This window comes from Herbaspirillum sp. Sphag64 (assembly GCF_014192645.1).
GTDB lineage: Bacteria > Pseudomonadota > Gammaproteobacteria > Burkholderiales > Burkholderiaceae_D > Herbaspirillum.
In genome coordinates, this window is record NZ_JACHYE010000009.1 from 36,003 (window position 1) to 50,091 (window position 14,089).

The following is a 14,089-nucleotide window of genomic DNA, read 5'->3' on the forward strand; positions in this document are numbered from 1 at the left end:
CACCTTAGCGGGCATCGTGTGGTTCGCTCGGTGCGACATGGGTGCCGGCTGTCAGCGGAGCTTCATGCTTGTGTGCGGTGTGCAGCTTCTTGCCACCACCGATGCTGCGCAGCAGGACATAGAACACCGGTGTCAGGAACAGGCCGAACAGGGTGACGCCGAGCATGCCGAAGAACACCGCAATCCCCATCGCCTGACGCATTTCTGCACCGGCACCGTGCGACGTTACCAGCGGTACTACACCCATGATGAAGGCAATCGAGGTCATCAGGATCGGACGCAGACGCAGGCGGCTGGCATCAATCGCAGCACGGATGACGGTGCTGCCTTGCAGTTCCAGTTCACGCGCAAATTCGACGATCAGAATGGCGTTCTTGGCCGAGAGACCCACCAGCACCATCAAGCCAATCTGAGTGAAGATATTGTTGTCGCCCTTGGTCAGCCAGACACCGGTCAGTGCCGCCAGAATGCTCATCGGCACGATCAGGATCACGGCCAGTGGCAGGGTCAGGCTTTCATACAACGCAGCCAGCACCAGGAACACCAGCAACACGCTGATCGGGAATACCCAGACGCCGGCATTGCCTGCAAGGATTTTCTGATAGGTCAGGTCGGTCCATTCGAAGCGTACGCCATGCGGCAGCGTGGCTGCGGCGACACGTGCCACGGCTTGTTCTGCCTGGTCCGAGGAGTAGCCGGGTGCTGGTCCGCCGTTGATGTCAGCGGCGGTGAAGCCGTTGTAGCGGACCACCATTTCCGGGCCAAACGTTGGCGTCACTTTGACGACCGAGGACAGCGGAACCATTTGACCAGCGGTGTTGCGGGTCTTCAGTTGCAGGATGTCATCGGCACTAGCACGGTAGGGTGCATCAGCCTGTGCCCGCACCTGATAGACGCGACCAAAACGGTTGAAGTCGTTGACGTAGAGCGAACCCAGATAGATCTGCATGGTGTTGAAGACATCGGTAATCGGAATGCCGAGCTGCTTGGCTTTGACGCGGTCCAGATCGACGTCCAGTTGCGGCACATTGATCTGATAGCTGGAGAACATCGGCCCCAGCGCGGGTTCCTTTTGTGCGGCCTTCATGAAGGCTTGTGCAGCGGCATCCAGTTCGGCATAGCCGACTGCACCGTGATCTTCGATCTGCAGCTTGAAGCCGCCCAGCGTACCCAGACCTTGCACCGGTGGCGGTGGGAAGACGGCGGTAAAGGCTTCCTTGATGCTGCCAAACTTGTGGTTCAGCGACATGGCAATGGCACCGCCTGAGAGTTCTTTACTACGACGTTCTTCGAACGGCTTCAGTGTGACAAAAACGATCCCGGCACTGGAGCTGTTCGTAAAGCCATTGATCGACAGGCCGGGGAAGGCGACGGCACTTTCGACGCCGGGTTCCTTCAGCATGATCTCGCTCATCTTGCGCATGACGGCTTCGGTGCGATCAATCGAGGCGCCATTTGGCAACTGTGCAAAGGAGACCAGATATTGCTTGTCTTGCCCCGGTACGAAGCCTCCCGGTACCAGATGGGCAATACCTACGGTCGCTGCCAGCAGCACGGCATAGACGCCCATGACCGAGGCCTTGCGTGAAATCACGCCAGTGACTCTGCGGCCGTAACCTTCGGAGGCGCGGTTGAAGAAGCGGTTGAAGCGGATGAAGAAGCCACCAAACACACGATCCATCACGCGTGTCAGCCAGTCAGGTTTAGCGCCATGCGGTTTTAGCAGCAGCGCAGCCAATGCGGGCGACAGGGTCAGCGAGTTGAAGGCCGAGATCACGGTCGAGATCGCAATTGTCATCGCGAACTGCTTGTAGAACTGACCAGTCAGGCCGGTCATGAAGGCAAGTGGTACAAACACGGCGACCAGCGTCAGCGCGATCGCAATGATCGGGCCACTGACTTCCTGCATGGCGCGATAGGTCGCTTCACGCGGTGACAGACCAGCCGAGATATTACGCTCGACGTTTTCCACCACCACAATGGCATCGTCGACCACAATCCCGATGGCGAGCACCATGCCGAACAGCGACAGTGCATTGATCGAATAACCAAAACCGAGCAGCAGCGAGAAGGTGCCAATAATCGACACCGGCACAGCCAGCAGCGGAATGATGGAAGCACGCCAGGTTTGCAGGAAGATGATCACCACAATCACGACCAGTGCAATCGCTTCGAGCAGGGTGTGCACTACAGCTTCGATGCTAGAGCGCACAAACTGGGTCGGGTCGTAGACGATGCGGTATTCGACCGAAGAAGGGAAGTCTTTGGACAGGTCCTTCATTGCAGCTCGGACTTGCTTGGAGACTTCCAGCGCATTCGAGCCGGGTGCCTGGAAGATCGGGATGGCGACCGCAGGCTTGTTGTCCAGCAGCGAACGCAAGCCGTATTCTGAGGCGGCCAGTTCCACTCGGGCTACGTCACCGAGTTTGGTGATGGCTCCATCGGGGCTGCTTTTGAGGATGATGTCGCGGAATTCCTGTTCGGTCTTCAAACGTCCCTGCGCATTGACCGACAGCTGTACCGGCACATTAGGCGAGCTGGGGGAGGCACCGATGATACCGGCGGCGACCTGAACGTTTTGCTCGCGGATGGCATTGACCACATCGCTGGCGGTCATATTGTGTTGCGCAACCTTGTTGGGGTCGAGCCAGACGCGCATGGCGTAGTCACCGGAACCAAACAGGCCGACTTCGCCGACACCCTGAATCCGTGCCAGCCGATCCTTGACATTGAGCACGGCGTAGTTGCGCAGATACGTCGAGTCGTAACGGTTGTCGGGCGAGATCAAGTGCACCACCATGGTCAGCGAGGGTGAGCTCTTGAGGGTGGTCACACCGAGTCGCTGTACATCTTCCGGCAGGCGCGGCAATGCTTGCGAAACACGGTTTTGCACCAGTTGTTGCGCCTTGTCCGGATCAACACCAAGGCGGAAGTTGACGGTGATGGTGAGGTTGCCGTCGCTGTTGGCTTGCGACTGCATGTAGAGCATGTCTTCAACACCGTTGATCTGCTCTTCCAGCGGCGAGGCGACGGTTTCGGCGATCACCTTGGGGTTGGCACCAGGGAACGATGCGCGTACCACAACCGACGGTGGCACCACTTCCGGATATTCGGAAATAGGCAGCTGGAACATGGCCAGAATACCGGCCAGCAGCAACAGTATCGAGAGCACGCCCGCAAAGATCGGGCGGTCGATAAAGAATTTTGAAATGTTCATGGGAACTCCCCGTTAATGTTCTTATCAGGCCTGCTTGGCCTTGGTCATTGGCACCACGGTCGGATTCACGGTGTCACCGGGACGAATCCGTTGCAGGCCATTGACGACGATGCGTTCACCACTCTTGAGACCACTTTCGACGACGCGCAAGCCATCTTGAGTTGAGCCCAGATGGACTTCGCGATAGGCCGCATGGTTATCCTTGTCGAGTACCAGGACGAAGCGCTTGTCTTGGTCGGTGCCGACAGCCTTCTCATCAATGAGCACCGCAGGGTGTGGTGTGCCGCCACCCAGACGGATGCGCGCATACAGCCCCGGAATCAACTGACCATCGGCGTTATCGAATACGGCGCGCACGCGGATGGTGCCAGAGGAGGTGTCGAGACGGTTGTCGATGGAACCGACCTTGCCTTCGCGGGAAGCGCTGTCTTCATTGGCCAGACCGAGGTAGACCGGTACTTGTTCTCCCTTGCTGCGCGCCGGGTTGACGTATTTGAGGAAGCTTTGCTCATCGACATCAAAGGCGGCATAGATTTTGGCGACTGAAACGAGTGTGCTCAGTGGTGGTGTGGTGGAGCCGACTGAGACAATATTGCCAACGGTGACTTCGGCGCGCGAGATGCGCCCAGACACGGGGGCCGTGATCTGGGTGTAGTCGAGGTTGAGCTTGGCAGTACGCAAGGCAGCTTGCGCCGCTTGCAGGTTGGCAGCGGCTTCGCGGGCGGCGTTCTGCTTTTCTTCATAGTCACGGCGGGCGATGGCGTTGTCGGCCAGCAGGCGCTCACCACGTGCCAGATCGGTTGCGGTGTAGCTGGCGCGGGCTTCAGCACCGGTCAGCTGGGCTTGTGCCCGGGCGACTTCGGCAGCGTAGGGACGTGGATCGATGGTAAACAGCGGGTCACCTTTCTTGACCAGTGCGCCATCCTTGAAGTGCACAGCGGTCAGGGTCCCGGAGACCAGTGGGCGGATGTCGACCTTGTCGACCGCTTCGAGGCGTCCAGAGTATTGCTGCCAGTCGACGATCTGGCGTGCCACGACTTCAGCCACATCGACGGCTGCAGCGGGTGGTGTTTGTGGCGCATCGGCATTGGCATCGACGCCAATGGCAGCCAGTGTGCCGGCGACGGCGATGGCGATGACGGCAAAGACAGCGGCCGCTGCTGTGTAGCGCGAACGTAATGCGGGGTGGCGGGGTGATGTGTTGGGCATGATGGACCTCATTGAGAAGTTAAAGCGGTTGGGGGCTGAGCTCGGTACCACCATTGACCAGCGCGCCGAAGCGGCGACGCAGGAAATCAACGATGTCCCTGAGCAGGGGAAGGTGGGTGCGCAATGCGCCATGGGTGATACCGGCAAAACGGGCAACCTGGGTGTGCACGCCGGCCCGAATCAAGGCGCCGGCATAGTTCTCGGCTTCAAGATGTAATACATCGCATTCGGCAGTGCCGATGAAGGCTGCCGGCAAACCAGCCAGACGGGTGACTTCCAGCGGCGCTGCATAGGGATGCAGGCGTTGCATGGTGTGTGGCAGATATTGGCGATAACGGGCCGCGCAGATGGTGGCGTTGGTGTCCGAATTGAGTCGTTCGGCGTCACCCAGCAAGCGCATGCTGGGGTCGAGCATTGGGCTGATCAGCACCTGCGCTACCAGCGACATGGCACAGCGGTCGCGCGTGATCATAGTCAGGCTGGCGGCCAGATTGCCACCGGCGTCATCACCGGCAACGGCGATACGGCGTTGGTCAATGTGCAGTTCGGCAGCGTGCTTGTAGGCCCAGACCACTGCGGCATAGGCGTCTTCGGGTGCGGCCGGGAATGGTTTGGCGGGCGCCAGCGCGTAGCTCACCGAGAGCACGACGGTGTGCCCGTGGCGCGCAATGTAGCTGGCTTGCAGATCTGCATCATCGAGGCCGCCGCTGACAAAGCCGCCGCCATGGAAATACAGCACTAGTGGTAATCGTTGGTTCGACACAGGTGTGTCGGCTGGTTGATACAGACGCACCGGGATCATCCCGATCGGGCCGGGGATGCTGAAGTTACGGATCGTCGGCGCGGCTGGTTCGCGCCCGGTTGCTGCAGATTGCATGATGTTCTGGCGAGTAAATAACTCACATTGATCAGAGTGAGGCGGATTGTGCGGCACAGCATCGGTGCCGATAAAGTCCTCAAATCCAATAACACTATTCATGCTGAACAAACAATCGGCGTAAAATAACCCGATTGGTTGGCGTGTAATTTGACGAGGCAGCCTTGCATCAGGATTTTTTTGGATGATGGTGTTTTCTTTGTTATCCGTGAAAAAGGAAGACGAAGGAATGAGTAAGCCGTATTTTGGCGACAAAAGCAGAAATTTTCTGCTGCTCTTCAGGAGAGTGAAATGGACCGTTTTCAGGCAATGCAGGTATTTACGGCGGTAGTGGACGCCAATAGCTTTACGCGGGCTGCTGATAATCTGAACTTGCCGCGCGCGACCGTCACGACCACCGTGCAGGCGCTGGAAAGTCTGTTGCATGTGCGTTTGCTCAACCGCACGACCCGTCGCATCAGCCTGACGCCAGACGGCGCGGCCTACTACGAGCGTTGTGTACGCATTCTGGCCGAAGTGGATGAAACCGAGGCTGCGTTTCGTGACGTCAACCGCGGCCCGCAAGGGCGCTTGCGCATTGACGTGCCGCCTTCGATTGGTCGCTTGTTGTTGTTGCCCAACCTGTGCGACTTCTACACCAAATACCCTGATATCGAACTGGCCATGGGCATGGGTGACCGCCCGGTGGATATGGTTCAGGAGGCGGTTGATTGCGTGATCCGGGTCGGCGAGCTGCAGGATTCGAGTCTGGTTGCGCGCCGCATCGGTACCTTCCAGGCTGTCACTTGTGGTGCGCCGGCTTACTTCGAGCGCCATGGCATGCCGCATGCGATCGCCGACCTGCCGCAGCATCAGGCGATCCATTATTTCTCCAGTCGTACCGGTCGGACCATTGACTGGGACTTCATGGTCGATGGTGTTGCGCAGGAAGTGAAAATGGCCGGCAAGCTCTCGGTCAACGATGGCGATGCTTATGTGGCAGGTGCTTTGAAGGGTTTCGGTCTGGTTCAGGCACCGTTGTATATGGTGCAGACGCACCTTGACGAGGGCAATCTGATTGAGGTGCTCACGCAGTGGAAGCCAGTCCCAATGCCAATTTCGGTGGTGTATCCGCACAACCGGCATTTGTCGCCCAAGGTACGCGCCTTTGTTGATTGGGTGGCTGAATTGTTTGCGACCTGCCCGTTGCAGAAGGCCTGCCAGATCGGGATGGAGAATACGGCAGAAGAATGCAGCTTCACTGCCTCCCCCGAGAGTCGCACCGTGCGCGCTGTCCTGGCGCAACACAACATCGCTGAAAGCGTGTTCTGAGAGCAGAGGCGAGCGAGTACCTGTAGCGTGGATCATCGTAGGCGGGGCCAGTAAAGTGACAAATCAGGGAAGGAGTGTTGCACCGACCAGGTAGTGAGATGGGTGTCGGTTTGGGCTGTACAGATTATGGGTGCGGTGCAGCAAATTGGCATTGCTGAAAGCTGCTCAATATTTGCCTGATTCTCCAAACTCATGGGGGATCAGGCATTTTTTCATTTTCAGGATGGCTTGCGTGTTCGCGTTATTCGTTGCGTGTTTTTAACGAAAATCCCGCAGAAGAATGGCCTTTTTCGATAGTCTGATCACAGTTTGGATACCTAATCCTCGCAATTAATTGCCTATTTCTCCATTGCGAAGAGCGGAGATTCAGGCAAAACTGCATTCTGGAGTAAGCTCAAAGCTTCTTTGTTTGTTGCACGTGTCACTATGGATCTCAAAGATCAACCCGTTGCCTCCGATGCTGGTCCGGAACTTCGCCTGCAGGCGGCGCAGCAGGAACTGGTCGTACTCATCGAGCGCCTGACAGCGGGTTATGAAGGCTCGATCGAGACCGCGATCGAGGGTTTCTATCTGCATCGCATCTGCCAGCCGGGCGGCCCCAAGCACGCTGTGCAAAGACCGATTTTTGGCGTCATTGCGCAAGGCTCCAAGCGCTTGTTCGTGGGAGAGGATGTCTATGAGTACGATCCCATGCACTATCTGGTGTCGTCGGTGGATCTGCCGACCGTGGGCAGAGTCAGTCTGTCCAGTTCCGAAGAGCCTTATCTTGGGCTGCGCATGGATCTCGATACCCGCGATATTGCCGCGCTGATCGGCGATGCGCAACTGCCTCAGGGGATTGCCTCGGAAGCGGCGCGTGGACTGTTTATCCATCGGCTTGATGTCAACCTGCTTGATCCTGTGTTGCGGTTATTGCGCCTGTTGGAGACGCCGCGTGATATTCCAATTCTGGCGCCAATGATCAAGCGCGAGATCCTGTATCGGCTGTTGATGAATGGGCAGGGCGCTTTGCTGCGCCAGACCGTGTTGCAGGACAGCCAGATGAACCGGATTGCCAAAGCAGTACGTTTGCTCAAGGAAAGTTTTGCCCAGCCCTTGCGCATCGATCATATTGCGCGCGACGTGCACATGAGCGTGTCGTCGCTGCATCATCATTTCAAGGTTGTCACGGCGATGAGTCCGTTGCAGTATCAAAAGAATCTACGCCTGCAGGAAGCACGTCGCCTGATTTTGGTTGATGACCTCAATATTGCTGTGGCCGCGCAGGCCGTTGGCTATGAAAGTGCCTCTCAGTTCAGTCGCGAATATAGCCGCATGTTCGGAGCGCCACCGTTGCGCGACAAGCAGCGCTGGCAGGAAGAGGAAGCGCCGGTCTTGTGAGCTTGGGCAAGGTAAAGTCAAGGACTGCACAGATGTGCACAACGCGCTAGAATCATTTCCCTTGTTTGTACCTTGCGGTCTTTCTTTTCCTCTTATCGAACCATTTTCGACCGATTTTCGATTCATTCTACGGAGACTCTCATGCACTACCGTCGCCTCGGCAAAAGCAACTTAACAGTATCGGCGCTGTGTCTTGGCACCATGATGTTTGGCGACCAGACTGATAGTAAGGAAGCCGCCAGTATCGTCGCCTCGGCGCGTGAGCATGGTGTCAATTTTATCGATACCGCCGATGTCTATAGCAAGGGCAAGTCTGAAGAGATGGTGGGCACGCTGCTCCAGGGGCAGCGACATGAGTGGGTATTGGCCAGCAAGCTGGGCAATCCGATGAGTGAGACGCCGAACCAGTCGCATTATTCGCGGCACTGGCTCGTGCGTGAAACCGACAATATCCTGCGTCGGCTCAAGACTGATTATCTCGACATCCTCTATCTGCACCGCGATTACCATGAAGAGAATCTTGAAGAAACGGTGCTGGCGCTGGGCGACCTGATTCGCAGTGGCAAGATTCTGGGCTTTGGCGTGTCCAATTTCCGCGCCTGGCGCATTGCCGAAATCGTGCGCCTGTGCCAGCAGCATCATGTGCCTTTGCCACTGGTGTGCCAGCCTTATTACAACTTGCTCAACCGGATGCCCGAGGTGGAGATTCTGCCAGCCTGCCTGCATTATGGTCTGGGTGTCGTGCCTTACAGCCCGATTGCGCGTGGCGTGTTGACTGGCAAATACAAGCCGGGCCAACAGCCGGGCGCAGATACCCGCGCCGGACGTGGTGACAAGCGCATTCTGGAAACTGAATTCCGTGAAGAGTCATTGATTGTTGCTGAGCGACTGCAGCAACATGTGATCACGCGTGACATCAAACTGGGCCAGTTTGCAACAGCGTGGGTGCTCGCCAATCAGGCTGTCAGCAGTGTCATTGCCGGTCCGCGTACGTTGGCGCAGATGGAGGACTATTATGCGGCAGTCAGTCTGACGATTTCAGCCGAGGAAGAGGCGTTAGTGGATAGTCTGGTAACACCGGGGCATGCCTCCACACCGGGCTATCACGATCCCAACTATCCTTTCTTTGGACGTCCGGTAGCGCGCTAGGCTGGTCTTGATGTGGCGGCACTCAGCCCGGCTGGGTGCCGGGTACTAACGGTGCGCTGGACTCCTGATGTGGCAGGGACATGCCGCGCGCCGCTTCTGCCTGACGACACAGGCGTAGATTCATGTAGTGACTTTCCAGCCCCGATTGCCGCGTGAACCAGCAAGGGCTGTCGTGGTTCAAGTTGGCAATCGCTTCCTCGCTGGCGTTGTCGTCATCCGGGAGTGTAACGAGGCCGGTGGCGCCAGAGCTGATGGCATTGCCCATGATGAAGGCGGCCAGTGCGATACGCATTGCTGATTTCAACAAAATTCCCCTTCAGTTGGTGGCCCGCCGGGTGTCAATTCACTAGGCGACGCGCAATTTATCGTTTGATACACCAGAAAATTTTTCGAGTATATGAGCGTTTGATAAAACCTGAACATAGGACGATGCTGAAAACAAGCGCGCTATCGTTTATGGCTGATAGCGGAATGGCGCGTCATCAATGGCGCTCCGATAGCCGCCGATTTTGGCTGCCAGCACCGCAGCACTGCCGCAGGCCAGCGTCCAGCCCAGTGCGCCTTGACCAAGATTGAGATACAGGTTGTCGATGGGAGACGCGCCGACAATCGGTACCCCACTGGGTGTCGCTGGGCGAAAGCCGGTCCAGGGTGACAAGCGGCTGGCGCTGTCGTTGCCATTGTGATCATTCTTGTTGCCGAGACTGCCGGGGAACAGGGTACGTACACCCTCTTGCAATTCCCCGATGGCGCGCGCGGGAATGCTACGATCGCGACCAACCAGCTCGACCCGCCCTGCAACACGCAGGCGATTGTCCAGACGTGCATACACGATCTTGCGTGACAAATCCGTGATGGATACTTGTGGCGCAGCTTGCTGACTGCTGGTGTCATCGAGCGGCACAGTGATGCTATAACCTTTGAGTGGGTAGAGCGGCAGGCGCACACCTGCCTGCTGTGCAAATACGACACTCTCGCTGCCGATTGCCAGCACAAAGGCATCAGCCTCAATCTTGCCCGCACTGGTCTGTACGGACTGGATTCGACCCTGTTGCATCACTGGTCGCTGGATGGTAGTGGCGGACAGAAAACGGAATGCTGTATTTTGCTGCATGGTATCGACCAGCCCCTGACAGAACTGTGCGCAGTCGCCGACGGCTTCGCTGGGCGTATAGACGCCGCCGGCCCAGGTGCGCTGTGCGCCGGCCAATGCTGGTTCGATCTCGAGACAACGTTGCAGGTCGATGACTTCTTGTTTGCAGCCAAACTGCGCCTGAAAATCGACTTGTCGGCGCGCTGACTGCAGTCCTTCCGCGTCACTGTAGAGCACCAGCTTTCCTGCCACACGGTGGGAAAATTCAATGTTGCTATTTTTTTGCAGGCGGTTCATTTCATCCCGGCTATGGAACGCCAGCCGCAGCAGGGCAATGGTGGTACTTTTTACTTGCCTGGCATTGCAGGCCCCAAGAAATGACAACAGCCAGCGCCATTGCGCCGATTCTATTTGTGGCCGCAGGGTCAGCGGCGAGTCAGCGCTGAACAGGTAATGTGCCCAGTGGCTCCAGATTGACGGGTCAGCCAAGGGTGCAACGTAGGAGTAACTCAATTGCGCGCCATTGCCGAAGCTGGTGCCATGACCAGCTTGGGGCGCAGCATCGATGAGGGTGACTTGATGACCGTCTTGCAGGAGACGATAAGCTGATGTGACGCCGATTACACCGGCGCCGAGTACGCAGAGATGCATGGCATGGTCCTGTTAATGTCGTCGGGGAGGTGCTGACAACCCACTAACTATACCCAGAATCATAATCGCTGTCGTATGCTGAATCGGCATTGTCGTTGCAGTCTTATTTCCCTCCGAAACTCTCAACCGGCTGCCACTTTCCACTTTGTACGCGAAACAGAGTATAGGTAGGGTGGTTCAGATTACCCTGGGCGTCAAACGAGATGGGGCCGGTCAGTCCCTGGTAGCGCAGGCTGTGCAGCGCAGCAATGAGTTTTTCCGGCGCGACGGAGTTGGCCTGCTTGATAGCTGCAATGATGGCATTCGCGGCATCATAGGCAAATGGCGCGTAATAATCGATGTGATCGCCGAAGATGGCGCTATACCTATCCTTGAATTTTTTCCAGCCACGCATGCGTTCCTGGGGGATGCCCGTGGACACGCCAAGTGATCCCTCACCAGCGGCACCGGTCAAATTCAGGTAGTCTGGATCAACAATGCCTGGGGCGATCAGATTGGCGGTGATACCAACCCGCTTGAGATTGGTTTGCAGTACGGCAGCCTGGTGCATCTGGCCACCAAAGAACACCAGATCGGGGTGGTTGGTCTTGAGCGCGTTGAGCACAACGTTGAAGTCTGAGGTCGTGTTGTTGACGCTATAGTGCGAGACCAGCATACCTTGCTGCGGTTCCAGGCTCTCACTGAAAAAGCTGGCCAGGGTGCTGCCGTAGATAGTATCGTCGTTGATTATGACAATCCGCTTGGCCTGTAGGGTGTGCTGGGCGATCTGGGCACAACGATAGGCAATATCTTTGTCCCGGCCAACTACCCGGAAGATATTTTTATCGCCGTTGGCGGTTAGCTGATAATTACTGGAGCCCGGTGAAATTTGCGGGATGCCGGCCGCACGGTAGATCGGTGCTGCGCTCAGGCTGGCAGTCGATTGCCAATGACCGACGACAGCCACAGCACCGGCCTTGGCGAGATAGCCAGCTACGATCGCTGCGGTGCGCGGCTTGCCCTCATCGTCCTGTGACAATATGCGTAGTTGAATCGATTTACCATCGATGCGTAGTGGATGTGCATTGGCTTCAGTCAATGCCATCTCGACTGCATGTTCCATGCTCTGGCCAATGCTGGCGGAGGCGCCTGAGAGCGGACCAGCGAAACCGATCAGGACGACCGCTGGTACCTCATCTGCGGCGTTATTGCTACACCACGATGGCAGCGCGATTAACGCCAAGGCAACAGCAGGTGCCAACCTGCATATCAATGCTCGAAACTTCAGGGTCGCAGAATCCAGGTTCATGGCGCGCCTTTATAGATGACGAAGCAGTTACCTGCTGCTGTTTGGTATTGTGAGAATGCCAGCAGGCAGGTCATTAATTTATTGTGTGGCGATAGCGATAATCATATCGCGCTGCCAGGTCTGGTGCGGTGGCAGTATTGGTACACTTCAAAAATGCCGCCCTGGCTGTCGCAGGAGCAACTATTGTGGACGTGACGGTTCGCTCTGTGCTTGATATGGACGATCATCAAGAAAACGCGGAGTCGGCTGAAATTCGTCATGCAAAATGTCAGATTTTGGTTGGTAGGTGCTGCTCCGGGTACGCAACAAGCCCAGTAAGGTATGGTTCAAAGCATCGGTCTGGTAAGGCCTTTGTTCGATGGCTGCTTTCTCTTGGGCGGTTTGGGAGATCGGCCGGTTGCTCCATATCAGCATGGGAATTTCATACCCGGAAGGGTCTGCCGAAGAATGACCGGCATGGTCACGGTAGTGGCCGACTTCCTGGCCATGATCTGAGGCGTAAATCAGGCTCGCAGCGTGCTCTGGTCTTTGGGCAGCGAGACGGCCGATCAGGTTGTCGATGACGAAATCATTGTAGGCGACAGCATTGTCATAGCGGTCACGCTGATAGCGCACCCAAAGTGATCGGCCCGCCTCCTTGAGTGCGGCGGAGACGGCATCATCGGCGTTATCGAATCTGGCGAAATTTGCGGGGTAGCGCATCTCGTAGGTGGGATGTGCACCCAGCAAATGGACGATCACAAATTTGAGCGGTGCGGGATCAGACAGGGCATTGCCCAGGTGTTCGAGCAGGTTGCCATCAAGATTGTTTTCACCGCGCCCGCTGCCATGGTTGATGAATGTTTGTGTGTCAGCATGTTGCGCCGTCAGGCTGATCCAGCCATCTCCAATGTATTGATTGGAGAGCCAGAAGACTTTGTATCCGGCTTCTTTGGCAATCTGTAAAACATCGGGCTGGCTTTGCCACAGGGCTGGATGCTGTAAATCGGCTGATGTCAGCATCTTCATCATGCTCGGTAGCGTCGTTGCATCCGGCGAGACCACATCCTGGAACACGATCAGCTCGGACCGGCGTGCACTCAGCAGTGGTGTGCTGGAGCGGGGGTAACCATACAGGGACATATTGACGCGGTTCATGCTTTCGCCGATGACTAGTACCACAGTGTGCTGCGCTTCACCGTCGTAATGTACCTGCCAGTCCTGCCTTGGTGCCATATTGACGGCAATTTCATGCTGCATGCGCTGCAGTGACAACTGTTGTTGCTGATAATAGTTGTACCGAATTGGCCAGAACAGCAGTGGATTTTCTCGGGCCATGGTGGGATTGAAATGCAAGCCAAGGAAAATGACCAGCGATGCCAGCGCCGCGACCCTGGTCTTGCGGCCTGCCGGTGCAGTTGCTGGCGATTGTTCCCATTGTTGACACCCGCGCTGTAGCAGCAATGCCAGGATCACCAGGAATGTACATGTCAGGGTGACGATGCCGAGCATGTGCCAGTTATGTATGAAAAACTCTCGTGTTTCCATCGCATTAGTGTCAAAAATAGCCTGCAGAACCATCACATGATTCGGGCGTAAGCCAAAATAGTCGCGCAGAAACCCTTTGATGGCGGCATCGATGAAAAACAGGAGATAAAGCGAAGTTGCGATGCGTGATGCCGCAGTGTGTCGCTCGCGTCCAAGGAAGCACAATCCACATAGTCCCAGTACACCGCTTGTCAGCAGCACGCCAGATTTCAGCAACTCGTTGCTGTTGATCATTCCCAACATCCAGAATGTGCCGAGTCCAGCTAGCCCGATGGCGATTCTTCTGATGAGAAATTTCATTTTCCCTCTGCTCAAAAACTTCTCAGTATGTTTTTTTGATGTCACATTCGCAATAGGACCATTCTGCAAATGATCTTGACAGTTTTA

Annotated in this window: 10 protein-coding genes; 3 read left to right on the plus strand and 7 right to left on the minus strand. The window is 56.5% G+C overall.

Going from position 1 to position 14,089, the window contains the following annotated elements; all coding sequences use genetic code 11:
• Positions 1-4 precede the first annotated feature (4 nt).
• The 3 genes from FHW66_RS14580 to FHW66_RS14590 are packed head-to-tail and all read right to left on the minus strand — an operon-like array spanning position 5 to position 5,303.
• Positions 5-3,217: an efflux RND transporter permease subunit gene (locus FHW66_RS14580; protein WP_183380548.1), complete on the minus strand. Its 3,213-nt coding sequence runs from the start codon at positions 3,215-3,217 to the stop codon at positions 5-7.
• 24 nt (positions 3,218-3,241) lie between these two features.
• A complete protein-coding gene (locus tag FHW66_RS14585) occupies positions 3,242-4,426 on the minus strand; it encodes an efflux RND transporter periplasmic adaptor subunit (protein WP_255458991.1) in 1,185 nt (394 codons plus the stop codon).
• A gap of 19 nt (positions 4,427-4,445) precedes the next feature.
• Entirely contained in the window at positions 4,446-5,303 is an 858-nt protein-coding gene (locus FHW66_RS14590) for an alpha/beta hydrolase (protein ID WP_255458996.1), read from the minus strand.
• A gap of 291 nt (positions 5,304-5,594) precedes the next feature.
• On the opposite strand from FHW66_RS14590, the gene FHW66_RS14595 reads away from it, so the two are divergent.
• From FHW66_RS14595 to FHW66_RS14605, 3 genes are all read left to right on the plus strand, one after another.
• Complete coding sequence (locus FHW66_RS14595; protein ID WP_183380551.1) at positions 5,595-6,614, plus strand: LysR family transcriptional regulator; 1,020 nt, start codon at positions 5,595-5,597, stop codon at positions 6,612-6,614.
• Between the two features lie 426 nt (positions 6,615-7,040).
• Complete coding sequence (locus tag FHW66_RS14600) at positions 7,041-7,994, plus strand: AraC family transcriptional regulator (protein WP_183380552.1); 954 nt, start codon at positions 7,041-7,043, stop codon at positions 7,992-7,994.
• Between the two features lie 141 nt (positions 7,995-8,135).
• On the plus strand, positions 8,136-9,143 hold the full coding sequence (locus FHW66_RS14605; RefSeq protein WP_183380553.1) for an aldo/keto reductase: 1,008 nt from the start codon (positions 8,136-8,138) through the stop codon (positions 9,141-9,143).
• Between the two features lie 22 nt (positions 9,144-9,165).
• On the opposite strand, the gene FHW66_RS14610 is transcribed toward FHW66_RS14605, so the two are convergent.
• The 4 genes from FHW66_RS14610 to FHW66_RS14625 all read right to left on the minus strand — a co-directional run bounded on the left by FHW66_RS14610 (position 9,166) and on the right by FHW66_RS14625 (position 14,002).
• Entirely contained in the window at positions 9,166-9,435 is a 270-nt protein-coding gene (locus tag FHW66_RS14610) for a hypothetical protein (protein ID WP_183380554.1), read from the minus strand.
• Between the two features lie 162 nt (positions 9,436-9,597).
• Positions 9,598-10,887 carry a D-amino acid dehydrogenase gene (locus FHW66_RS14615; RefSeq protein ID WP_183380555.1) on the minus strand — a complete coding sequence of 430 codons (1,290 nt, stop codon included), beginning with the start codon at positions 10,885-10,887 and terminating at the stop codon, positions 9,598-9,600.
• A 103-nt stretch (positions 10,888-10,990) separates the two neighbouring features.
• The gene (locus tag FHW66_RS14620) at positions 10,991-12,175 is read right to left on the minus strand and encodes a branched-chain amino acid ABC transporter substrate-binding protein (protein ID WP_183380556.1); all 1,185 of its coding nucleotides are present in this window, start codon (positions 12,173-12,175) and stop codon (positions 10,991-10,993) included.
• 180 nt (positions 12,176-12,355) lie between these two features.
• Entirely contained in the window at positions 12,356-14,002 is a 1,647-nt protein-coding gene (locus FHW66_RS14625) for a phosphoethanolamine transferase (RefSeq protein ID WP_183380557.1), read from the minus strand.
• Positions 14,003-14,089 lie beyond the last annotated feature (87 nt).

What these genes read in the sequence shown, in the direction of transcription:
- FHW66_RS14615 (WP_183380555.1), bottom strand. Translation starts at nt 10,887, where the DNA reads ATGCATCTCTGCGTACTCGGCGCCGGTGTAATCGGCGTCACATCAGCT.
- FHW66_RS14590 (WP_255458996.1), bottom strand. Translation starts at nt 5,303, where the DNA reads ATGCAATCTGCAGCAACCGGGCGCGAACCAGCCGCGCCGACGATCCGT.
- FHW66_RS14595 (WP_183380551.1), top strand. Translation starts at nt 5,595, where the DNA reads ATGGACCGTTTTCAGGCAATGCAGGTATTTACGGCGGTAGTGGACGCC.
- FHW66_RS14620 (WP_183380556.1), bottom strand. Translation starts at nt 12,175, where the DNA reads ATGAACCTGGATTCTGCGACCCTGAAGTTTCGAGCATTGATATGCAGG.
- FHW66_RS14605 (WP_183380553.1), top strand. Translation starts at nt 8,136, where the DNA reads ATGCACTACCGTCGCCTCGGCAAAAGCAACTTAACAGTATCGGCGCTG.
- FHW66_RS14600 (WP_183380552.1), top strand. Translation starts at nt 7,041, where the DNA reads ATGGATCTCAAAGATCAACCCGTTGCCTCCGATGCTGGTCCGGAACTT.
- FHW66_RS14625 (WP_183380557.1), bottom strand. Translation starts at nt 14,002, where the DNA reads ATGAAATTTCTCATCAGAAGAATCGCCATCGGGCTAGCTGGACTCGGC.
- FHW66_RS14580 (WP_183380548.1), bottom strand. Translation starts at nt 3,217, where the DNA reads ATGAACATTTCAAAATTCTTTATCGACCGCCCGATCTTTGCGGGCGTG.
- FHW66_RS14610 (WP_183380554.1), bottom strand. Translation starts at nt 9,435, where the DNA reads ATGCGTATCGCACTGGCCGCCTTCATCATGGGCAATGCCATCAGCTCT.
- FHW66_RS14585 (WP_255458991.1), bottom strand. Translation starts at nt 4,426, where the DNA reads ATGCCCAACACATCACCCCGCCACCCCGCATTACGTTCGCGCTACACA.